The following is a 22,198-nucleotide window of genomic DNA, read 5'->3' as shown; positions in this document are numbered from 1 at the left end:
GTGCGCTCGCAGTAAACCAAGAAGCACTGATAATCGACACCAGATGCACCAATGGAGCAGATAACAGAACAACTGTTCGCCCGACAACCCGGACACTCGACCGCAAAAATCGTAGCTCGAATACACGCCGCCGATCGGCGAGAGCGTGAAAGGCGGCCAGGTGCCGTCAGGTCGGCGAACCTGGCACTGCTGCGGCAACGGGTGGAACTGCTCCCGGAACCCGCGCCCACCCCGGCTGACACCAGCGTGCATCGGCTGAAGGTCTCGCTCCACGGGGCCAAGCCGCCGATCTGGCGTCGTCTGGAGGTGCCGTCCACCATGCCGTTGGTGCGGCTGCACCGGACCGTCCAGGAGTCGTTCGAGTGGGAGGACTACCACCTGTGGGTCTTCGAGACCCCTGTCGGGCGCTACGGGATACCCGACCCCGAGTTGGAGCATGGCGACGCCGCCTCCGTGAGGCTCGCCGATGTCGCCAAGAGCCCCATGGACCGCATCGGCTACCTATACGACTTCGGCGACGGCTGGAAACACGACCTCTTGGTGGAGGACATCGTCACCGCGGAGCCCGGCACCGCTTACCCCCGCTGCCTGACGGGTCGTCGAGCCGGGCCGCCCGAGGACTCCGGCGGCATCTGGGGTTACGCCCATCTGTTCGAGGTGCTGGCCGACCCTGCACACCCGGAGCACGAGGAGCTGAAGGAGTGGCTGGAGCTGGATGACACCGCCGACTTCGATCCGGCTGCCTTCGACCCGGCGGACGTGGACCTCCTACTGTCGCGACAGGCAAAGGTGCTGGTCAAGGAGTAAAAACCCCGCAGCGGAGTAACAGCCGGAGGTCACGAGATCAAGTCCGTGCCCCTAAGCCGGGTCAGCGGGCCTCGACCGGCGACGCCGGGACACCCAGCGCGAGCACGGCGGTGTCGTCCTCGACCCCTTCACCGAGCGTGGCCAACAGCCCGACGAACGCCTCGACGACCCCCGACGCCGACGTGGGGGCGACGGTGGCGGCGAACTCCAGCAACGCCTCTTCGCTATAACGGGTGTCGCCCGTTCGTGCCTCGACCACGCCGTCCGAATACAACACGAACGTGTCACCGCCGAAGAGACGGAGAGTAGTGGTGACCACGCGCGCCGTGGGCAGGATGCCGATGAGCTGACCACCGGGCGTTTCCACGTACTCGACCGTCCCGTCCGCGCGCAGCAGCAGGCCCGGCGGGTGGCCGCCGGCGGCGAGGGTGAGCGTGCATCCGTCCGCCTCCACGGCGAGCACCCCGAAGGTGACCGTGCAGAACCGCAGCGGCCCGTCGTCGCGCTCCTGGTTGAGCACGGTGTTGAGGTTGGTCAGCACGGCGACCGGATCCGGGTCGTACACGGCGGCCGAGCGCAGCGTGTACCGCGTCAGCGAGGTCACCGCCGCGGCACCCGCGCCCTTGCCGCACACGTCACCCAGGAACACACCCCACCGCCCGTCCGACAGCGGGAACACGTCGTAGAAGTCACCACCGACCTCGTACGGCGACGCGTGGTGGTAGTGGGCGGCGACCTCCACGCCCGGCACGTCGGGCAGCACCGGCGGCAGGAGGGTGCGCTGGAGGGTGAGTGCCAGCCTGCGGATCTCGTCCCGCTCGTTCTCCGCCTGCTGCCGGGCCCTCAACAACTCCCGTTCGTAGGCACGACGATCGCGCGCGTCGAAGATCGTCGTGCGGATCAACAGCGGCGCACCGTCGTCGCTGGTCTTGACCTGGGAGTTCACCAACACCGGCATGCGGGAGCCGTCTGCCGCGACGACCTCCAAGGCCACGCCACGGACCTCGCCCTGCATGCGCAGCAGGGGCGAGAAGTGCGTTTCGTGGTAGAGCTTGCCGCCGATGCTGAGCAGGTCGCTGAACCGCCGCCGCCCGACCAGGCTTTCGCGGTCGTATCCCAGCCACCGCAGCAGCGTCCCGTTGACCTTCACGATCTGCCCGTCGAGCAACGTCGACAGGTAGCCGCACGGCGCGTTCTCGTACAGATCTTCCGCGCTGTCCTCCAATAAGGCCGAAAACGTCTCGTTGTCGTTCTCCGGGGAGTTCCCGGTCTCGCACATCACCGCTGGTCCATCACGAACCGCAGGATCGCCTCCGCCGTGGCCTCCGGGGCGCTGAGCTGCGGGCAGTGGCCCGTGGCGTCGAGCGTGACCCGCGTGCTGCCGGGAATCCGGGCGTGGACGTACGCGCCGACCTCGGGCGGGGCGATCACGTCCTGCGCGCACTCCAGCACCAGCGTCGGCACGGTCACCCGTGCCAGATCCGCCCGGTTGTCGGACAGGAACGTCGTGCGCGCGAACACCCTCGCCACCTCCGGGTCCGTGCGGCAGAAGCTGTTGGTCAGCTCGTCGCCGAGTTCCGGTCGGTCCGGATTACCCATGATGACCGGCGCCATCGTCGCCGACCACCCGAGGTAGTTGCTCTCCAGCGAGTCGAGCAGCTCGTCGATGTCCGCGGCGCTGAAACCGCCCCGGTAGTCGCCGTCGTCGATGTACCTCGGCGACGGCGTGACCAGCACGAGGCTGCCGAACCGCGTCGGCTCCGCGGCCGCTGCCAGCACCCCGATCATCGCGGCCACCGAGTGCCCCACGAACACGACGTCGCGGAGGTCCAGCTCGCGGAGGACGTCGAGCACGTCCGAGGCGTACCCGTCGAGCGTCGAGTACCGCTGCGCGTCCCAGGCGGAGAGGTCCGACTTCCCCGCCCCGACGTGGTCGAACAGCACCACCCGGCACTTCTCCGCCAACGCGGGCACCACCAGCCGCCACATGTTCTGGTCACACCCGAAACCGTGCGCGAGCACCACCACCGGGCCGTCGTCACGGCCGACCACGACCACGTTGTTCCTGCTCAGCGAATCCATGTCCCATCCCGTCCCGCTCGGATGACAGTGGTACCCATCCGGCCACCCGTCCATGCCCACCTGCTCCGACCCCGAATGTCGGTGGTCGCCGCTACCGTGCCGGACATGAGGATGTCAAACGCCACGGAGTTGACCGCCGACCACCACGCGCAACTGGCCGACCTGGGCCTGCGGATCGACCACCTGGACGAGGCGATCTGGGCCGGGGTGGACGCGAGAGCGTCCGCGCCACCGCTCGGGCCGACGAACGGAGCGGGGCTGCTGGACTGGATCCACCGCGTCGGCCGGCTGCGCGAGGTCCTCGTGGCCGAGGGCTGGACGCGGGTCGACAAGTGGAACGCCGGGCTCGTCCAGCACCCCACCAGACCGGTCGTGCTGGGCACCCTCCAGGGCAACCGCCACACCGGCACGCCCGGCGCTCCCCTGCGCAGCGACTACGCCAAGGGCCCCGCCATCGCGGCCATGATGCGGGGCAACGACAGGGATCAGTTCACGCTGTTCGACTCGCTGCACACGCACGAGTGGAAGCTGTGGTTCCTGGTCACCTACCCGAAGCAGGAAGGTGAACGGCTGGTCGTCCTGCGGGAGGTGGCTCAGCCGGAGCCGACGCCGCAGGGGCAGGTCGTGGACCGGTGGGCGCACCGGATCACGTTGCCGCCCCTGGTGTTCGGCCCGCTGCCCGCGCCCCGCGGCACCGAGGGACCCGACGACATCGACGTCACCGTGACGCTGCGCCGGTAGGAGGGTGCGAGAATGGCGCGATCATGCTCACGCCCTCCCGCCTCGCCCTGGCCCGCGCCCGTCGCGGTCTGACGGCGGTCGAGCTGGCGCGCAAAGCGGGCACGAGTCCGGCGAGCATCGGCGACTACGAGCACGGCCGCCGCCACCCCCGACCGGCCACCACCGCCAGGCTCACCGAGGCCTTGGGCTTCCCCGCGGGCTTCCTGGAAGCCGACGACGTGCCCGAGATCGACGTCGTGACCAGACCGGCGCCCAAGCGGCAACGGGACGCCGCGATCAGCGCCGCCCGGCTGGCCATCGGCTTCGACGCCTGGCTGACCCGCGCCTTCACGTTCCCCGAGCCGGACGTCCCGACCTGGGACCACCCCGACCCGGAGACCGCCGCCGAGATGGTCCGCGCCCGCTGGGGCATCCCGCACCGCCCGGCGCCCAACATGGTCCACCTGCTCGAAGCGCACGGCGTCCGCGTCTTCTCCCTGCCCCAGGACTGCGCCGCCGCCGGCCCGTTCTCCTGCCGCCACGACGGCATCCCGTACGTGTTCCTCGACCCGACGGCCACCCCCGACCAGGCCCGCTTCGACACCGCCCGCGAACTCGGCCACCTCACCCACACCGACGACGCGCAAACGTTCGCGACCGCGTTCCTGCTGCCCAGGGCCGGTGTGCTGGCCGCCGTGCCACGCGGCGCGCTCACCGAACAGGTCGTCGCGCACAGCACCACCTGGCACGTCGCCCCGCTCGCGCTCGCGCACCGCCTCCGCGACCTCGGCCTGCTCACCCACCCCCAGTACGCGGCCGTCTGCGCCCAGCTGGCCCGCCGCCCCACCGGCATGGCCCACCGCGAGACGTCCCAGGTGCTCACCAAGGTCTTCCGCACCCTGCGCGCCCAGGGCACCACCCCGCACGCCATCGCGCGCGAACTCCTGCTCGACGTCGAAGAGCTGAACGGCCTCGTGTTCGGCCTGGTCCTCACCGCCCTGCCCGGCCAAGGCGCCCCCAGCGCCCCCGCCACACCCCGCCTCACCCTCGTCCGGAGGTAACCGTGGAGCACCCCCTCACCGCAGCCGAGTTGTTCGACGCCGTCGGCCAGGGCTACGAGGACGCGTTCGGACGTCCACCGGCCGTGGACGAGGCGGTCCGGGTGCTCCTCGAACGCCTACCGCAGCACGCCAAGGTGCTCGACGTCGGCAGCGGCACGGGGCGGCCGGTGGCGGAAGACCTCGCCGCCGCCGGGCACGACGTCCTCGGGGTCGACGTGTCGGCCACCATGGTCGACATCGCCCGTCACCAGGTGCCACGAGCCCGGTTCCTGCACGCCGACGTCCGCGAGTGGGAGACCGAGGACGCGAGCTGGGACGCGGTGTGCGCGTTCTTCCCGTTCCTCCAGATGACCCGCGACGAGGTCGCCGCCGTGCTGGTGAGGATCGCCCGGTGGCTGAAGCCGGGTGGGCTGCTGGCGATGGTCACCGTGCCGATGGACGTCGAGGACCTCGAAGTCCCCTTCCTCGGCCACACCGTCCGCCTCACCAGCTTCGCCACACCCGACCTCCTCGACCTCGTGACCCGAGCGGGCCTGACGGTGCTCGACACCCGCAGCACCGCCTTCTCCCCCGACCGCGAGGGCCAGCCCGACGAGGAGCACCTGTTCGTCCTCGCCGAAGCCGCTCAGGCCCAGGCGTCCGCCGCCTCCTTGACGTAGTCCTCGAACGACCGCCCGTCGTGCCCGAGCACGGACGGCACGCCGTCGGACAGCGCGGCATCCTGCCCGTCGCGCATCGCGACCAACGACATGGTCAGCACCTCCGCGTACTCGTCGTCGAAACCGCCTTCCACCAGCGCCGCGATGTAGTCGGCCGCCGGCACGTCCACCAACCGGATCGAACGGCCCGACACGTCACCGATCTGCGCCACCACCTCGCCGAACGTCAACGCCCGCGGCCCGGACAACTCGTACGTCACGCCCGCGTGCCCCTCCTGCGTCAACGCCGCCACCGCCACGTCGGCGATGTCCTGCGCGTGGATGAACGGGTGCCCGCCGTCGCCCCCGACCGGCAGCGCGATCTCCCCCTCCAACACCTGCTGCAGGAAGTAGTCCTCGCTGAAGTTGTGCGAGAACCACGTCGGCCGCAGGATCGTCCAGTCGACACCGGACTCCCGGACCGCGCGCTCACGACCGTCGTCGTCGTCCAGCCCACGCGCCGACAGCAGGACGAGCCGCCGCGTGCCCGCCGCCACCGCCTGCGGCACGAACGCGGACACCTCGGCGTCGTCGATGTTCGTGCCGAGTGGCACCACGTAGACCGCCGTGACGCCGTCCAGGGCGGGCGCCCAGGTGGACTGGTCCGTCCAGTCGAAACGGATCTCCGTGTGGCGGGAGACCGGACGGTAGGCGACACCGAGTGCGTCGAGGGCGGACGTGACGCGGCGGCCGGTCTTGCCGGTGGCTCCGATAACCAGGATTGTCATGCCACTACACAACCAAGATCGTGCTGGACGGGACATGGCTCACCGTCCGCGATCCATGTTCAATCGTCCACGTGGACGCTCTCACGACTCTCCTGCGCGGCGTGCACGCGCAGCGCGCCGAACTGTGCCGCTCGTTCGCCTCACCGCCGTGGTCGCTGGCGTTCACGGCGACGGCGCCGCTCACCCTCGTCACCCCCGTCCGCGGTGACACCTGGCTGCTCACCGAGGACGGCGCCAGCGTCCTCATGCGACCGGGTGACATCGGTCTGATCCGCGGCCCGATGCGGTTCGTGCTGGCCGACGACCCGTCCACGGCGCCGCAGATCGACCTCGACGAACCGGACTGCGAGCAGTGGCGCGTCGGCACCCGCACCTACGGCTTCGGCACCGACGAGGACGCACTGGTGATCACCGGCAGCTACGCGGTCGAGCGCGGCGTGTCGCACCGGCTGCTCAACGCCCTGCCGAGGACGGTGGTCCTGCCGTGCGGGGACGAGCACTGTCCCACGCTGGACGTGCTGGCCGCGGAGATCCCCAAGAACCAAGCCGGCCAGGACGTCATCCTCGACCGGCTCCTGGACCTCCTCCTGGTCTACGTGCTGCGCGAGTGGTTCGACCGGCCCGACGCCAACACGCCCGCCTGGTACCGGGCGTTGGGCGACGGGATCGTCGGCCCTGCGCTGCGTGCGATGCACGACGAACCGCAGCGCGCTTGGACCGTCGCCGAGCTCGCAGCGCGCGCCGGCGTGTCACGGGCGGCGTTGGCACGGCGGTTCACCACCCTGGTCGGCGTGCCGCCGCTGACCTACCTGACCGAATGGCGCATGGACGTCGCCGCGGACCTGCTCACCCAGCCGGACGCGACCATCGGCTCGGTCGCGCGGGCGGTCGGTTACGCGGACGGGTTCGCCTTCAGCACGGCGTTCAAACGGGTACGCGGCGTCCGGCCCAGCGACCACCGTGTGGTAGCTCTGCGGGCATGAACCTGGAAGACCTGCGGGACGCCCTGCGTCGCTTCGCCGCCGCGCGAGACTGGGACGAGTACCACACGCCGAAGAACCTGGTGATGGCGTTGTCCGGGGAGGTGGGCGAGCTGACCGACTTGTTCCAGTGGCTCACGCCCGAAGAGGCCGCGCACGCGATGGACGACCCCGAGTTGGCCTGGAACGTACGCGATGAGCTCGCCGACGTCATGCACTACCTGGTGCGGTTGGCCGACAAGCTCGACGTGGACCTGATCGAGGCCGCGTTCGCCAAGATCGAGCGGAACGAACGGCGTTTCCCCACCGGCGACCTGAAGCCCGTCGAATGAGTCGCGGCGTCGGGCGCCGGTGTCAGACGTAGGTCAACAGGAGCAGGACCAACGCTATGAGGACGATCAGGCCGAGCACGGCCGGAGCCCACGTCGGCGCAGGTAACGGCGGGAGGTGGGCACGGTCGTGCCGGCCTTTTCGTCTACGCGCTCGCCACGGCACCGAAGCCTCCCCTGCCCGTTGACCGCTGCCCATGGCGTTACGGTAAGGACGGATCAAGGGGCGAAGCCGCAGATCACCCGCTCGCGCGAGGTCCGTCGCCCGGACAGCGGCCGACGCACCCGCAACGTGACGGTTCCTCGTGCAGTGGAATGATGCACTAACGCAAAAAAGCCTTCAGGGGCACTCGATCACGAGTGCCCCTGAAGGCGAAGAATGTTCGGCGGCGTCCTACTCTCCCACACCCTCACGAGTGCAGTACCATCGGCGCTGGAAGGCTTAACTACCGGGTTCGGAATGGGACCGGGTGTTCCCCCACCGCTATGACCACCGAAACACTATGAAATTACCAACCCGTAGGCACCCGACCCGGGACACAATCGTCCCCGACCAGATGGTCCGGTTCGGTTCTTTCAGAACCGCACAGTGGATGCGTAGCGTCTTCATGACAAGTCCTCGGCCTATTAGTACCGGTCAACTCCAGCCGTTACCGACCTTCCATCTCCGGCCTATCAACCCAATGGTCTCTTGGGGGCCTTAACCCACAAAGGGGTGGGATACCTCATCTAGGAACAGGCTTCCCGCTTAGATGCTTTCAGCGGTTATCCCTTCCGAACGTAGCCAACCAGCAATGCCCTTGGCAGGACAACTGGCACACCAGAGGTCCGTCCGTCCCGGTCCTCTCGTACTAGGGACAGCCTTCCGCAAGTATCCTACGCGCGCGGCGGATAGGGACCGAACTGTCTCACGACGTTCTAAACCCAGCTCGCGTACCGCTTTAATGGGCGAACAGCCCAACCCTTGGGACCTACTCCAGCCCCAGGATGCGACGAGCCGACATCGAGGTGCCAAACCATGCCGTCGATATGGACTCTTGGGCAAGATCAGCCTGTTATCCCCGGGGTACCTTTTATCCGTTGAGCGACCACGCTTCCACAAGCCATGGCCGGATCACTAGTTCCGACTTTCGTCCCTGCTCGACCTGTCGGTCTCACAGTCAAGCCCCCTTGTGCACTTGCACTCGACACCTGATTGCCAACCAGGCTGAGGGAACCTTTGAGCGCCTCCGTTACTCTTTGGGAGGCAACCGCCCCAGTTAAACTACCCACCAGGCACTGTCCCTGATCCGGATCACGGACCGAGGTTAGACATCCAGTACGACCAGAGTGGTATTTCAACGACGACTCCACACTGACTGGCGTCAGCGCTTCACAGTCTCCCACCTATCCTACACAAGCCGAACCGAACACCAATACCAAGCTATAGTAAAGGTCCCGGGGTCTTTCCGTCCTGCCGCGCGTAACGAGCATCTTTACTCGTAATGCAATTTCGCCGGGCCTGTGGTTGAGACAGTCGAGAAGTCGTTACGCCATTCGTGCAGGTCGGAACTTACCCGACAAGGAATTTCGCTACCTTAGGATGGTTATAGTTACCACCGCCGTTTACTGGCGCTTAAGTTCTCAGCTTCGCCCCGAAAGACTAACCGGTCCCCTTAACGTTCCAGCACCGGGCAGGCGTCAGTCCGTATACATCGTCTTGCGACTTCGCACGGACCTGTGTTTTTAGTAAACAGTCGCTTCTCGCTGGTCTCTGCGGCCGAAAAATCCTAGCCCGCAAGGGGCTTCAAATCCCTCGGCCCCCCTTCTCCCGAAGTTACGGGGGCATTTTGCCGAGTTCCTTAACCACAGTTCGCCCGATCGCCTCGGTATTCTCTACCTGACCACCTGTGTCGGTTTGGGGTACGGGCCGCATGAACACTCACTAGAGGCTTTTCTCGGCAGCATGGGATCACTCTACTTCGCCTCAATCGGCTATGCATCACGTCTCAGCCTTGATGCCTGGCGGATTTGCCTACCAGACGGCCTACACGCTTACACCAGTACTACCACTCACTGGCGGAGCTACCCTCCTGCGTCACCCCATCGCTTGACTACTACAAGTTCAGGTCCCGCGCTCCACGTCACCCCGCCCCCGAAGGGACAGAGCGGGCTTCGGGCGGTTAGTATCACAAGGTTCGCCATGGGCGCGTTCACACGGGTACGGGAATATCAACCCGTTGTCCATCGACTACGCCTGTCGGCCTCGCCTTAGGTCCCGACTTACCCTGGGCGGATTAGCCTGGCCCAGGAACCCTTGGTCATCCGGCGGACGAGTTTCTCACTCGTCTTTCGCTACTCATGCCTGCATTCTCACTCGTCCAGCCTCCACACCTGGATCACTCCGGCGCTTCAATGGCTGAACGACGCTCCCCTACCCATCCCAGCGTTACACTGAAATGACACGGCTTCGGCGGTGTGCTTGAGCCCCGCTACATTGTCGGCGCAGGACCACTTGACCAGTGAGCTATTACGCACTCTTTAAAGGGTGGCTGCTTCTAAGCCAACCTCCTGGTTGTCTGGGCGACCCCACATCCTTTCCCACTTAGCACACACTTAGGGGCCTTAGCCGGCGTTCTGGGCTGTTTCCCTCTCGACTACGAAGCTTATCCCCCGCAGTCTCACTGCCGCGCTCTCACGTACCGGCATTCGGAGTTTGGTTGATTTCGGTAAGCTTGTGGGCCCCCTAGACCATCCAGTGCTCTACCTCCGGCACGAAACACACGACGCTGCACCTAAATGCATTTCGGGGAGAACCAGCTATCACGGAGTTTGATTGGCCTTTCACCCCTAACCACAGCTCATCCCCCAGGTTTTCAACCCTGGTGGGTTCGGGCCTCCACGCGGTCTTACCCGCGCTTCACCCTGGCCATGGCTAGATCACTCCGCTTCGGGTCTAGACCACGCGACTCAACCGCCCTATTCGGACTCGCTTTCGCTACGGCTACCCCACACGGGTTAACCTCGCCACGCAGCACTAACTCGCAGGCTCATTCTTCAAAAGGCACGCCGTCACCCCTAAAGGCTCCGACGGATTGTAGGCACACGGTTTCAGGTACTATTTCACTCCCCTCCCGGGGTACTTTTCACCTTTCCCTCACGGTACTAGTCCGCTATCGGTCACCAGGTAGTATTTAGGCTTAGCGGGTGGTCCCGCCAGATTCACAGCGAATTTCACGAGTACGCTGCTACTTGGGAACACTGTAAGAAGACGGTGAGTTTTCGCGTACGGGACTTTCACCCTCTACGGCCACGCTTTCCAGACGCGTTCCGCTAACAACACCGTTTTATAACTCCTTGCCAGCTCGGCAGAACTGACGAACAGGTCCCACGACCCCGCACACGCAACCCCTGCCGGGTATCACACGAATACGGTTTAGCCTCATCCGCTTTCGCTCGCCACTACTCACGGAATCACGGTTGTTTTCTCTTCCTGCGGGTACTGAGATGTTTCACTTCCCCGCGTTCCCTCCACACGCCCTATGTGTTCAGGCGTGGGTGACCCCACATGACTGGGGCCGGGTTTCCCCATTCGGATACCCTTGGATCTCAGCTCGGTTGACAGCTCCCCAAGGCTTTTCGCAGTCTCCTACGTCCTTCATCGGCTCCTGGTGCCAAGGCATCCACCGTGTGCCCTTAATAACTTGCCACAAAGATGCTCGCATCCACTGTGCAGTTCTCAAAGAACAACCAGACACCATCCCACACTGCCCACGCCTACCGACCGGAGCCGGCGGTTCGCGGACGGAGACCGTCCTGTCGTTTCCCGCTGATCGAACACTCACGTGTTCTCTCAGGACCCAACAGCGTGCCGAACAGAAACCCTGAACCCCCGACGATCCCTTCCACGCCCTTACGGACAGTACTGACACCGTCGACAACCCGAGGTCCTGCATGTAGCCAGCATCCACATCATTGAGCAACCACCGATCGATCATCCGCCGATCGCGAGGCTCTCCACAGGCCCTCCAGAAGAGAACCGGTGAGGAATGCTCCTTAGAAAGGAGGTGATCCAGCCGCACCTTCCGGTACGGCTACCTTGTTACGACTTCGTCCCAATCGCCAGTCCCACCTTCGACCGCTCCCCCCCTTACGGGTTGGGCCACGGGCTTCGGGTGTTACCGACTTTCGTGACGTGACGGGCGGTGTGTACAAGGCCCGGGAACGTATTCACCGCAGCGTTGCTGATCTGCGATTACTAGCGACTCCGACTTCACGGGGTCGAGTTGCAGACCCCGATCCGAACTGAGACCGGCTTTGTGGGATTCGCTCCACCTCACGGCTTAGCAGCCCTCTGTACCGGCCATTGTAGCATGTGTGAAGCCCTGGACATAAGGGGCATGATGACTTGACGTCATCCCCACCTTCCTCCGAGTTGACCCCGGCAGTCTCCCATGAGTCCCCGCCATTACGCGCTGGCAACATGGAACGAGGGTTGCGCTCGTTGCGGGACTTAACCCAACATCTCACGACACGAGCTGACGACAGCCATGCACCACCTGTACACCGGCCACAAGGGGGGCCGTATCTCTACGGCTTTCCAGTGCATGTCAAGCCCAGGTAAGGTTCTTCGCGTTGCATCGAATTAATCCACATGCTCCGCCGCTTGTGCGGGCCCCCGTCAATTCCTTTGAGTTTTAGCCTTGCGGCCGTACTCCCCAGGCGGGGTGCTTAATGCGTTAGCTGCGGCACGGAGGACGTGGAAGTCCCCCACACCTAGCACCCACCGTTTACGGCGTGGACTACCAGGGTATCTAATCCTGTTCGCTCCCCACGCTTTCGCTCCTCAGCGTCAGTATCGGCCCAGAGACCCGCCTTCGCCACCGGTGTTCCTCCTGATATCTGCGCATTTCACCGCTACACCAGGAATTCCAGTCTCCCCTGCCGAACTCAAGTCTGCCCGTATCGACTGCAGGCTCCACGTTAAGCGTGAAGTTTTCACAGCCGACGCAACAAACCGCCTACGAGCTCTTTACGCCCAATAATTCCGGACAACGCTCGCACCCTACGTATTACCGCGGCTGCTGGCACGTAGTTAGCCGGTGCTTCTTCTGCGGGTACCGTCAGTTGCCCTTCGTCCCCGCTGAAAGAGGTTTACAACCCGAAGGCCGTCATCCCTCACGCGGCGTCGCTGCATCAGGCTTTCGCCCATTGTGCAATATTCCCCACTGCTGCCTCCCGTAGGAGTCTGGGCCGTGTCTCAGTCCCAGTGTGGCCGGTCACCCTCTCAGGCCGGCTACCCGTCGTCGCCTTGGTAGGCCATTACCCCACCAACAAGCTGATAGGCCGCGGGTCCATCCTGTACCGCCGGAACTTTCCACCCACCACCATGCGGAGGCAGGTCATATCCGGTATTAGACCTAGTTTCCCAGGCTTATCCCAGAGTACAGGGCAGGTTACCCACGTGTTACTCACCCGTTCGCCGCTCGTGTACCCCGAAGGGCCTTACCGCTCGACTTGCATGTGTTAAGCACGCCGCCAGCGTTCGTCCTGAGCCAGGATCAAACTCTCCAATAAGGAATGTTTGATCGCTCCGAACAACACTGACAATAATGTCAGTTGTCCAGTAACAATCTCAAAGGAAACCTCTTGACGAGGTTCATAAATTTACTGGCTATTCGGCACGCTGTTGAGTTCTCAAAGAACACGCGCACACCGTCACTCATCACTACTGTGATTCGATCCGGGGCTTCTATGTTCGCCGCGCTCCGTTCCGGTCTCTCTCCGGCCCGTTCCGCGCTGACATGGAGAAAGTTACACCCCGCCCAACGCACAGACAAATCGGGGGTCAGGAGGCCTGTCCGCGCAGGTCAGAGCACGTGGAACTACCCCAGATCCGGATCATGTGTGATCGGGACCACTCACGCGAGTTTTCCGTGCGGCGCGGATGGCAGGTGCACGGCCACCGACAGGCCCCCACCGGGCACCGCCGTGGCGTGCACCTGACCCTCGTGAGCTGCGACGGCGGCCCGGACGATGGACAGCCCGAGGCCGGTGCCCGTGCGCGCGGTCCGGTCGGTGCCACCCCGTCGGAACGGCTCGAACAGCTCCTCCACCCGGTCCGGCGCGATCACGGGCCCGGACGACGACACCCGCAGCGACGTCCACTCAGGGCCGCCTTCAGTACGGACTTCGATCCACCCACCAGGCAGGTTGTGCCGCACGGCGTTCTCCAGCAGGTTCCCCGCGATCCGCTCCAACAACGCGGGGTCGCCGACGGCGGGCGCCGGCGCCGTCAGGAACGACACCCGCAGCTGACGGTCCTCCGCCTCGGGCCGCGCCGCCCTCCACGCCGACTCGACCACTGCGTTGAGGTCCACCGGTTCACGCACCGCCAGCCCGAGTCCATCCGTGCGTGCGAGCAGCAACAACGCGCTGACCAGCTGTTCCGCCCGTTCCGTCGCGGCACGCACCACGCCGGCCATGCGGCGCAGCTCGTCGGCGTCGGCGTCCGGGTCGGCGAGCGTCACGTCCAGTTCGGTGCGGATCACGGCCAACGGAGTGCGCAGCTCGTGGGAGGCGTTGGCGACGAACCGCCGTTGCGACTCGAACGCCGCCTGCAACCGGTCGAGCATCTCGTCGAACGTGTCCGCCAGCTCGGCGACCTCGTCACGCGGGCCTTCCAGGCGCAGCCGCTCCCCCAGCGATTCGGCGGAGAGGCGGCGGGCGGCGTCGGTGACGTCGTGCACGGGTTGGAGGACGCGGCCGGTGATGGTCCACGCGAGCAGGGCGGCGGCGGCCACCACGCAGAGGAACGCGACCGAGCCGGACCGCAGCACGTCGTCGCGGGCCTGCTCGCCCAGCAGGTCCATGAGGGCGCCGGCGTCGACCTCTCGGCCGTCGACGATGACGGTGCTGCCATCGGCGAAGCGGGGCGACGAGGCGATGACGCGGCCGACGAGCAGCCAGCCGAGCAGGAGCAGCAGGCCGCTGACGAACGCGACCAAGCCCGCCGCGAGGAGGGTCAGCCGCGTCCGCAGCCCCGGCCCGCGCCTGCCGGCCAGCCCTGAGTTCAGCGTGGGCCTACTTCGGGGACACCTGCCGTGGGCACGCGGTAGCCGGAGCCGACCACCGTGTCGATGATGCCCGGCTCGCCGAGCTTCTTGCGCAGCGTCATGACCGTGACGCGGACGGTGGTGGTGAACGGGTCGGCGTTCTCGTCCCAGACGCGTTCCAGCAGCTCTTCGCTGGAGACGACCGATCCCTTGGCGGCGAGGAGGACTTCGAGCACGCCGAATTCCTTGCGGGTCAGCTCGACGGGTTGACCGGCGCGGCGGACCGTGCGGCGGGCCGGGTCGAGTTCGACGTCGCGCGCCGTGAGCAGCGGCGGGGTGGCGGGCGTGGCGCGGCGGGCGAGGGCTCGGACGCGGGCGACCAGTTCCGGGAAGGCGAAGGGTTTGGCCAGGTAGTCGTCGGCGCCGAGGGACAGGCCCGCGACGCGGTCGTCGATGCCGGCGCTGGCCGTGAGCATCATGACCCTGGTCAGGGCTCCGGAGCTGAGGATCTCCTTGCACAGTTCGTCGCCGGACATGCCGGGTAGGTCGCGGTCGAGCACGACCACGTCGTACCGGGTCACGGTCGACTTCTCGTGGCCGGTCTCGCCGTCGTACGCGACGTCTACCGCCATACCTTCGCGCCGCAGGCCACGCGCGATCGCGTCGGCCAGTGGCACCTCGTCCTCGACTACCAGGATCCGCACACCACAACGGTGCCACAGATCCCTGAGAGGCTGCTTAGCGTCAAGCTGTCGGCGCCCTGTCGGCGTGCTGTCGCAGGGGTGCCCCTGGCCGGGGATCCCCTCGCACGTACCCAACCACGAGGGACCGACGTATCGGGCTGCTGTGCGTGCGGTCTGTGGACAACCTCGCCCCCTGGGGTTGTGAGGCTTGGCTTGGATCAGCTGAGGCAGCCCGAACGCACCGCTGCCGGTGCCCCGGCGCGCGACTCGCGGTGCCCGACCGGACGACTCGCGGTGCTTGAGCGCGCGACTCGCGGTGTCTGGGTGGAGGACTCGCGCGGATGGGGCAGCCCCCCGGCCTGGGGCCGGGGGGCTGCGGGAGGTGTGGGGTTAGTTCTTGGCGGTTGCCGGGGTGGGGGTGGGGAGGTCGGCTGCTACCCACTCGGTGATGCGGCGGGCTACGTCCTGGGCGGTCAGGCCGCAGTCGGCCAGGACCTCGGCGCGCTCGCCGTGCTCGTGGAACGACTGGGGGATGCCCAGGTCCCGGAGGGGGACGTCGACGGAGGCGTCGCGCAGGGCGGCGGCCAGTGCCCAGCCGAAGCCGCCGTGACGACCACCGTCCTCGACGGTCACCACGAGGCGGTGGTTGGCGGCCAGGGCGACCAGGTCCGCGGGCACCGGGAAGACCCAGCGCGGGTCGACCACGGTGACGCCGATGCCCTGGTCCGCGAGGCGTTGGGCGGCGGCGAGGCCGAGGGAGCCGAAGGCGCCGACCGTCACGAGCAGGACGTCGTCGCCGGAGCGTTGGAGGACGTCGACCTTGCCGACGCGCTCGACGGCGGGCAGGTCGGGGCCGACCGCCGCCTTCGGGTAGCGGACGACGGACGGCGCGTCGGAGATCCGGACGGCCTCGCGCAGCTCCTCGCGGAGCGTGGCGGCGTCACGGGGCGCGGCGACGTGGATGCCGGGGATCAGGCCGCAGATGGACAGGTCCCACATGCCGTGGTGGGACGCTCCGTCGGGGCCGGTGATGCCGGCCCGGTCCAGGACCACCGTGACGCCCTGCTTGTGCATGGCGACGTCCATCAGCAGCTGGTCGAACGCCCGGTTGAGGAACGTCGCGTAGATCGCCACCACCGGGTGCATCCCGCCCATGGCGAGGCCCGCGGCGGACGTCATGGCGTGCTGCTCGGCGATGCCGACGTCGAAGCAGCGGTCCGGGTAGAGGCCGGCGAACTTGTCCAGGCCTGTCGGGCCGCGCATGGCCGCGGTGATGGCGACGAGGTCGGGGCGTTCGCCGCCCAGGGTCGCCAGCTCCTCCGCGAACACGTGGGTCCACGTGCGCTTGGACGGGCCGATGTTCTCGCCGGTGATGGGGTCGATGACGCCGGTGGCGTGCATCTGGTCGGCCTCGTGGTTCTCGGCCGGCGCGAAGCCGTTGCCCTTGCGGGTGACGGTGTGCACGATGACCGGCCCGCCGAACGACTTGGCCCGCCGCAGCGCCGACTCCAGCACGGCGTGGTCGTGGCCGTCGACCGGGCCGATGTACTTCAGCCCGAGGTCCTCGAACATGGCCTGCGGGCTGAGCGCGTCCTTGATGCCGCGCTTGGCCGCGTGCAGGGCCGCGTAGACGGGCTTGCCGACGATAGGGGTGCCCTGGAGGGCGTTCTTGCCGCGTTCCAGGGCGCGCTCGTAGCCGGGCTGGAGGCGCAGGGAGGACAGGTGGTCGGCCAGGCCGCCGATGGTGGGCGAGTACGAGCGGCCGTTGTCGTTGACCACGATCACCACTGGGCGGTCGACGCCCGCGGCGATGTTGTTCAGCGCTTCCCAGCACATTCCGCCGGTCAGCGCGCCGTCGCCGACGATCGCGACGACGTGCCGGCGTTCGCCGCCGAGCTGGTAGGCCTTGGCCAGGCCGTCGGCGTAGGAGAGGGCGGTCGAGGCGTGGCTGTTCTCCTCGACGTCGTGCTCGCTCTCGGCCCTCGACGGGTAGCCGGACAGGCCGCCCTTCTGCCGCAGGGTGTCGAACCCGTCGCGGCGGCCGGTGAGGATCTTGTGCACGTAGCTCTGGTGGCCGGTGTCGAACACGACCGAGTCCTGTGGCGAGTCGAAGACCCGGTGCACGGCCATGGTCAGCTCCACGACACCGAGGTTGGGCCCGAGGTGCCCGCCGGTCCGGGAGACCTTGTCGACCAGGAACCGACGGATCTCGGCCGCCAGCCGCACCAGCTCGTCGGCACCCAGCCGTTTCAGATCCGCCGGTCCGTGCACGGATTCCAGCAGCGTCACTGCGCTCCACCTCGCCCTGTGGTTCGGCTCCCCAATTGCCCGGTCAGTCTACGGACGGAGGACTGAGACGGCGCTCAGCGAACGGGCTTCAGCAAGGCGATGCACTCGACGTGGTGAGTCATGGGAAACGCGTCGAACGCCCTGAGCTGCGCCAATTCGTAGCCCTGATGGGCGAAGGCGGCGATGTCGCGGGCCAATGCGGCCGGGTCGCAGGCGACGTACACCACACGGGCGGGCCGACTTCGGGCGATGGCGGTCACCACGACCTTGCCCGCGCCCTTGCGCGGCGGGTCCAGCACCACGACGTCCGGCGGCAGGTCGGTGAAGTCGGGGGTTTCCAGCACCGTCTCGGTGCGGCCCACGTACCAGCTGACCTGCGGTTGGTCGGACAGGTTGAGCTTGCCGTCCTCGACCGCGCCGAACGACGACTCGACCACGGCGACGGACCCGGAGACGCCGACCTGCTCGGCCAGCACGGAAGCGAACAGGCCCACGCCGCCGTACAGGTCCCAGGCCCGGTCGCCGGGCTGGCAGTCCGCCCAGTCCCGGACGACGCCAGCGAACGTGTCCGCGGCGGCCGGGTGGACCTGCCAGAAGCCGTCCGCGCGCAGGTTCCACGTCCGGCCGGCGGCGAGTTCGGTGGCCGTGCCGCTGCCGGCGCGGTGCCGGGGCGGTCCGGGGACGGGTCGGCCGCGGCGCACGACGGGCGGGCCGATCTCGGTCAGGTGGACCTGCGCTCCCGCGTCGCGGGTGATGACGAGCTCGGCCTTCGGGGGCCACGTGCGGTCCACGACGTCCTCCAGCGCGTCCGGCGCGGCGATGACGCAGTCGTCCACCGGGATGACCTCGTGGCTGCGGTGGGCGCGGAACCCGGCGCGGCCGTCCCGGCCGACGGCCATCCGCACCCGGGTGCGCCAGTCCTCCGGTCCGCCGGGCAGGTCTTCGACGATGACCTCCCAGTCGAGCTTGGCCAGCCGGTGCAGCTGCTCGCTGACCACGGCGGCCTTCAGCTCGCGCTGCGCCTGCCACGACGCGTGCTGCCAGTCGCAGCCGCCGCACAGGCCCGGCCGGGCGTACGGGCACGGCGCCTGCACGCGGTCCGGGGACGCCTCCAGCACCTCGACGGCGTCGCCGCGGCAGAACGAGCCGCCGGTGTCCTCGGTGATCCGGACGACCACCCGTTCTCCGGGCAGCGCGTGCCGGACGAACACGACGCGGCCCTCGTGCCGGGCGACGCAGTGCCCGCCGTGGGCCACCGCGCCTACCTCGACCTCGATGAGCCGCTGCTTCCAGGTCGCCGTCACTTGCCGTTCCTCTGATCCTCTTGGCCGCGCTTGTCCAGACCGCGCCGGATGGCGCCGGGTGCCACTACGTCGTACTTGTCGGTCATCTTCGAGGATGAGGCCAACTGCCACGGCACGCTGGTCACCATCACCCCCGGTTCGAACAGCAGCCTGCCCTTCAGCCTCAACGCGCTCTGGTTGTGCAGGAACTGCTCCCACCAGTGACCGACGACGTACTCCGGGATGAACACCGTGACCACGTCGCGCGGGTTGTCGGTGCGCACCCGTTTGACGTACTCCAGGACCGGCCTGGTGATCTCCCGGTACGGGGACTCGATCACCTTCAGCGGCACCTTGAAGTTTTCCTTGCCCCACGCCTGCACGAGCCGGCGGGTGTCCCCGTCGTCCACGTTCACCGTGACCGCCTCCAGGATGTCCGGTCGGGTCGCCTTGGCGTACGCCATGGCCCGGAGGGTCGGCATGTGGAGCTTGGAGACGAGCACCATGGCGTGGTTGCGTGCGGGCAGCAGCTTCTGCTGCTCCTTGTTCTCCTCCTGCTGGCGCAGCTCCTCGGCGACGCGGTCGTAGTGCCGGCGGATCGCGGTCATCAGGCCGTAGATGGCGGCCATCGCGGCGATGGCGATCCACGCGCCGTGCACGAACTTGGTGATCAGCACGATGACGAGCACGGCGCTGGTCATGAACAGGCCGAAGCTGTTGATCGCCTGGGAGCGGCGCATCCGGCGGCGCGCGGCGGGGTCGGTCTCGGTCGCGAGCAGCCGGTTCCAGTGCCGGATCATGCCGCTCTGGCTGAGCACGAACGACACGAACACGCCGACGATGTAGAGCTGGATGAGCTTGGTCACTTCGGCGTCGAACGCGATGACCAGCACGATCGCCGCGAGCGCGAGGAAGACGATGCCGTTGCTGAACGCCAGCCGGTCGCCGCGGGTGTGCAGCTGGCGTGGCAGGTAGCGGTCCTGGGCGAGGATCGAGCCGAGCACCGGGAAGCCGTTGAACGCGGTGTTCGCGGCGAGCACCAGGATCAGGCCGGTGAAGAAGATGATGTAGAAGATGGCGGGCGAGAACCCGCTGAACACGGCGTTTGCCACCTGGGCGACCAGGGTCTTCTGCTGGTAGCCCTCGGGCGCGCCGACGAGTTGGTGCGCCGGGTCCTCCGCCACCACCACGCCGGTGACCCTGGCCAGGAAGATCAGGCCGAGGAACATGACGATGGCGAGGACGCCCATCATCAGCAGGGTGGTCGCCGCGTTGCGCGACTTGGGCTTGCGGAACGCGGGCACGCCGTTGCTGATCGCCTCGACGCCGGTCAGCGCCGCGCTGCCGGACGAGAACGCGCGCAGCACCAGGAACGCCAGCCCCACTCCCGCGAGGTGGCCGTGGTCGTCGGCCAGGGTGAAGGTCGAGCTCTCGGCCCGGACCTCCTCGTCGAGCAGGAACACCCGGACCGCGCCGTAGACGATCATGCCGACGATGCCGGCGACGAACGCGTAGGTCGGGATGGCGAACATCGCGCCCGACTCGCGCACGCCGCGCAGGTTCATCGCGGTGAGGATGACGATCGCCGTCACCGCGAACAGGACCTTGTGCGTGTCCACGAACGGCACCAGCGAGCCGATGTTCGCCGCCGCCGAGGAGATCGACACCGCTACCGTGAGGATGTAGTCGACCAGGAGCGCGCTCGCGACCGTGAGGCCCCACCTCGGCCCGTGGTTGACCGTCGCGACCTCGTAATCGCCTCCACCGGAGGGGTAGGCATGCACGTTCTGCCGGTAGGAAGCCACCACCGCGAGCATCACGACCACGACGACCAGGCCGATCCACGGGCTGAAGGCGTACGCCGAGAGCCCGGCGACCGACAGCGTCAGCAGGATCTCCTCCGGCGCGTAGGCCACGCTCGACATCGGGTCGGACGCGAACACCGGCAACGCGATGCGTTTGGGCAGCAGCGTGTGGGAGAGGCGATCGCTGCGGAAGGGCCTGCCGACCAGGAGGCGCTTGGCCGCGGTTGCGAGCTTGGACACGGGTCGAAAGCGTAAGGGGTCGCGTCCCCTGGTCGGACTAATCGTGGGTAGGTTCTCCACAGACGTCGTTCGGGAGGCTTTCGTGCACGTGGTGATCATGGGCTGTGGCCGGGTGGGCTCGTCCTTGGCCAAGGCGCTGGAGCGCCTGGACCACCAGGTCTCGGTGATCGACAAGAACGTGCAGTCGTTCCGCAGACTCGGTTCCGACTTCCACGGCCAGCAGGTCGTCGGCAACGGGTTCGACCAGAAGGTGCTGGTCCAGGCCGGCATCGAGCGGGCGGGCGCGTTCGCGGCCGTGTCCAGCGGCGACAACTCCAACATCATCTCGGCGCGGGTGGCGCGGGAGACGTTCGGGGTGGAGGCGGTGGTCGCCCGGATCTACGACGAGAAGCGCGCCGCGGTGTACGAGCGGCTGGGCATCCCGACCGTGGCGACCGTGCCGTGGTCCACCGACCGGTTCCTGCGGATGCTGCTGCCGGAGGGCACGGCGACGGCGTGGCGCGACCCGTCCGGCACGGTGGCCGTGCTGCCGCTCGAACTGCACGAGGACTGGGTCGGCCGTACGGTGCACGACCTGGAGGAGGCCACCGGGTGCCGGGTCGCGTTCGTGATGCGGTTCGGGACCGGCGTGCTGCCCGACTTGAAGACGGTGCTCCAGGCCGACGACCAGGTGTACGTGGCCGCCCTGTCCGGCACCGTGACCGATGTGGCCGCGGCTGCGGCTCACGCGCCCGAGGAGAGCTAGTGCGTATCGCCATTGCTGGGGCCGGTGCGGTGGGTCGGTCCATCGCGGCCGAGTTGGTGTCCGACGGGCACCAGGTGATGCTGATCGAACGGGACCGCACGCACTTCGAGCCGCACACCGTGGAGCAGGCCGAGTGGGTGCAGGCCGACGCGTGCGAGCTGTCGTCGCTGGAAGACGCCGGGATGCAGCTGTGCGACGTGGTGATCGCGGCGACCGGTGACGACAAGGTCAACCTGGTGGTGTCGCTGCTGGCGAAGACCGAGTTCGCGGTGAAGCGCGTGGTGGCGCGGGTGAACGACCCGGCCAACGAGTGGCTGTTCACCGAGTCGTGGGGGGTGGACGTGGCCGTGTCCACGCCGCGCATCCTGTCGGCGCTGGTGGAGGAGGCCGTGACGGTCGGGGACGTGGTGCGGCTGATGACGCTGCGCCAGGGTCAGGCGAACCTGGTGGAGATCACGCTCCCGGGTGACACGCCGCTGGCCGGGTCGCCGGTGAACGCGTTGTCGCTGCCCCGGGACGCGGCGCTGGTGACGATCCTGCGCGGTGGCCGGGTCATCGTGCCGACGCCCGAGGACACGCTGGAGGGCGGGGACGAACTGCTGTTCGTGGCCTCCGCGGCCGTGGAGAGCGACATCCGCTCGGCGCTGGGCTACTAGCCCGACTGCTCCGACAGCCCCGAAGGCTCCGGAAGGCTCCCGAAGAAACCCCCGAAAG

The 22,198-nt window shown here is 67.4% G+C and carries 16 protein-coding genes and 3 rRNA genes; 8 read left to right on the top strand and 11 right to left on the bottom strand.

Annotated elements, in window-relative coordinates; all coding sequences use genetic code 11:
• Positions 1–51: 51 nt before the first annotated feature.
• Entirely contained in the window at positions 52–807 is a 756-nt protein-coding gene (locus ACRAKI_RS08570) for a plasmid pRiA4b ORF-3 family protein (protein WP_447006511.1), read from the top strand.
• A 61-nt stretch (positions 808–868) separates the two neighbouring features.
• Here the strand turns inward: ACRAKI_RS08570 and ACRAKI_RS08565 are convergent, their stop codons facing one another.
• Positions 869–2,086, bottom strand: coding sequence for a PP2C family protein-serine/threonine phosphatase (locus tag ACRAKI_RS08565; RefSeq protein WP_447006510.1), 1,218 nt, complete (start codon positions 2,084–2,086; stop codon positions 869–871).
• Positions 2,086–2,889, bottom strand: coding sequence for an alpha/beta fold hydrolase (locus ACRAKI_RS08560; RefSeq protein WP_447006509.1), 804 nt, complete (start codon positions 2,887–2,889; stop codon positions 2,086–2,088). The genes ACRAKI_RS08565 and ACRAKI_RS08560 overlap by 1 nt, the downstream gene beginning before the upstream one ends.
• Before the next feature lie 105 nt (positions 2,890–2,994).
• Here ACRAKI_RS08560 and ACRAKI_RS08555 point away from each other — a divergent pair, with 105 nt between their 5' ends.
• From ACRAKI_RS08555 to ACRAKI_RS08545, 3 genes are read left to right on the top strand one after another with little or no spacing between them, the layout of a single operon-like run.
• Positions 2,995–3,630 carry a hypothetical protein gene (locus ACRAKI_RS08555; protein WP_447006508.1) on the top strand — a complete coding sequence of 212 codons (636 nt, stop codon included), beginning with the start codon at positions 2,995–2,997 and terminating at the stop codon, positions 3,628–3,630.
• A 23-nt stretch (positions 3,631–3,653) separates the two neighbouring features.
• On the top strand, positions 3,654–4,670 hold the full coding sequence (locus tag ACRAKI_RS08550; RefSeq protein WP_447006507.1) for a helix-turn-helix domain-containing protein: 1,017 nt from the start codon (positions 3,654–3,656) through the stop codon (positions 4,668–4,670).
• 2 nt (positions 4,671–4,672) lie between these two features.
• Complete coding sequence (locus ACRAKI_RS08545) at positions 4,673–5,329, top strand: class I SAM-dependent methyltransferase (protein ID WP_447006506.1); 657 nt, start codon at positions 4,673–4,675, stop codon at positions 5,327–5,329.
• On the opposite strand, the gene ACRAKI_RS08540 is transcribed toward ACRAKI_RS08545, so the two are convergent.
• Positions 5,296–6,096 (bottom strand): NAD(P)H-binding protein, encoded by an 801-nt coding sequence (locus ACRAKI_RS08540; RefSeq protein ID WP_447006505.1) that lies wholly within the window; start codon positions 6,094–6,096, stop codon positions 5,296–5,298. The genes ACRAKI_RS08545 and ACRAKI_RS08540 overlap by 34 nt on opposite strands.
• Before the next feature lie 71 nt (positions 6,097–6,167).
• Here ACRAKI_RS08540 and ACRAKI_RS08535 point away from each other — a divergent pair, with 71 nt between their 5' ends.
• Both ACRAKI_RS08535 and ACRAKI_RS08530 read left to right on the top strand, forming a co-directional pair.
• Positions 6,168–7,079, top strand: a complete 912-nt coding sequence (locus ACRAKI_RS08535) for an AraC family transcriptional regulator (protein WP_447006504.1) — start codon at positions 6,168–6,170, stop codon at positions 7,077–7,079.
• Positions 7,076–7,408, top strand: a complete 333-nt coding sequence (locus tag ACRAKI_RS08530) for a nucleotide pyrophosphohydrolase (RefSeq protein WP_033442814.1) — start codon at positions 7,076–7,078, stop codon at positions 7,406–7,408. Before ACRAKI_RS08535 ends, ACRAKI_RS08530 begins: the two co-directional genes overlap by 4 nt.
• A gap of 378 nt (positions 7,409–7,786) precedes the next feature.
• Here the strand turns inward: ACRAKI_RS08530 and rrf are convergent.
• The 8 genes from rrf to ACRAKI_RS08490 all read right to left on the bottom strand — a co-directional run bounded on the left by rrf (position 7,787) and on the right by ACRAKI_RS08490 (position 20,739).
• Positions 7,787–7,903 (bottom strand): 5S ribosomal RNA (gene rrf / locus ACRAKI_RS08525).
• Positions 7,904–8,012: 109 nt separating this feature from the next.
• Positions 8,013–11,094: ribosomal RNA gene (locus ACRAKI_RS08520) — 23S ribosomal RNA — on the bottom strand.
• Positions 11,095–11,444: 350 nt separating this feature from the next.
• A 16S ribosomal RNA gene (locus tag ACRAKI_RS08515) occupies positions 11,445–12,961 on the bottom strand.
• The 16S, 23S and 5S rRNA genes sit together here, the layout of an rRNA operon.
• Positions 12,962–13,305: 344 nt before the next feature.
• Entirely contained in the window at positions 13,306–14,448 is a 1,143-nt protein-coding gene (locus tag ACRAKI_RS08510) for a sensor histidine kinase (RefSeq protein ID WP_447008363.1), read from the bottom strand.
• An 8-nt stretch (positions 14,449–14,456) separates the two neighbouring features.
• Entirely contained in the window at positions 14,457–15,143 is a 687-nt protein-coding gene (locus tag ACRAKI_RS08505) for a response regulator transcription factor (protein WP_447006503.1), read from the bottom strand.
• 369 nt (positions 15,144–15,512) lie between these two features.
• Entirely contained in the window at positions 15,513–17,411 is a 1,899-nt protein-coding gene (dxs, locus tag ACRAKI_RS08500) for a 1-deoxy-D-xylulose-5-phosphate synthase (RefSeq protein WP_447006502.1), read from the bottom strand.
• Positions 17,412–17,485: 74 nt separating this feature from the next.
• Positions 17,486–18,715: a class I SAM-dependent RNA methyltransferase gene (locus ACRAKI_RS08495; protein WP_447006501.1), complete on the bottom strand. Its 1,230-nt coding sequence runs from the start codon at positions 18,713–18,715 to the stop codon at positions 17,486–17,488.
• Positions 18,712–20,739, bottom strand: coding sequence for an APC family permease (locus ACRAKI_RS08490; protein ID WP_447006500.1), 2,028 nt, complete (start codon positions 20,737–20,739; stop codon positions 18,712–18,714). Before ACRAKI_RS08490 ends, ACRAKI_RS08495 begins: the two co-directional genes overlap by 4 nt.
• Here ACRAKI_RS08490 and ACRAKI_RS08485 point away from each other — a divergent pair.
• Both ACRAKI_RS08485 and ACRAKI_RS08480 read left to right on the top strand, forming a co-directional pair.
• A complete protein-coding gene (locus ACRAKI_RS08485) occupies positions 20,648–21,484 on the top strand; it encodes a potassium channel family protein (protein ID WP_447006499.1) in 837 nt (278 codons plus the stop codon). The genes ACRAKI_RS08490 and ACRAKI_RS08485 overlap by 92 nt on opposite strands.
• Complete coding sequence (locus tag ACRAKI_RS08480) at positions 21,484–22,140, top strand: potassium channel family protein (RefSeq protein WP_447006498.1); 657 nt, start codon at positions 21,484–21,486, stop codon at positions 22,138–22,140. Before ACRAKI_RS08485 ends, ACRAKI_RS08480 begins: the two co-directional genes overlap by 1 nt.
• The last annotated feature ends 58 nt before the right edge of the window (positions 22,141–22,198 follow it).

The organism is Saccharothrix isguenensis, assembly GCF_052936305.1.
The sequence above is the reverse complement of the archived record's forward strand: the minus strand, read 5'-3'. Positions and strand labels throughout refer to the sequence as shown.

Coding starts and splice junctions, on each gene's coding strand:
- ACRAKI_RS08530 (WP_033442814.1), top strand. CDS start 7,076: ATGAACCTGGAAGACCTGCGGGACGCCCTGCGTCGCTTCGCCGCCGCG.
- ACRAKI_RS08485 (WP_447006499.1), top strand. CDS start 20,648: ATGCGTTTGGGCAGCAGCGTGTGGGAGAGGCGATCGCTGCGGAAGGGC.
- ACRAKI_RS08550 (WP_447006507.1), top strand. CDS start 3,654: ATGCTCACGCCCTCCCGCCTCGCCCTGGCCCGCGCCCGTCGCGGTCTG.
- ACRAKI_RS08560 (WP_447006509.1), bottom strand. CDS start 2,889: ATGGATTCGCTGAGCAGGAACAACGTGGTCGTGGTCGGCCGTGACGAC.
- ACRAKI_RS08570 (WP_447006511.1), top strand. CDS start 52: ATGGAGCAGATAACAGAACAACTGTTCGCCCGACAACCCGGACACTCG.
- ACRAKI_RS08540 (WP_447006505.1), bottom strand. CDS start 6,096: ATGACAATCCTGGTTATCGGAGCCACCGGCAAGACCGGCCGCCGCGTC.
- ACRAKI_RS08555 (WP_447006508.1), top strand. CDS start 2,995: ATGAGGATGTCAAACGCCACGGAGTTGACCGCCGACCACCACGCGCAA.
- ACRAKI_RS08565 (WP_447006510.1), bottom strand. CDS start 2,086: ATGTGCGAGACCGGGAACTCCCCGGAGAACGACAACGAGACGTTTTCG.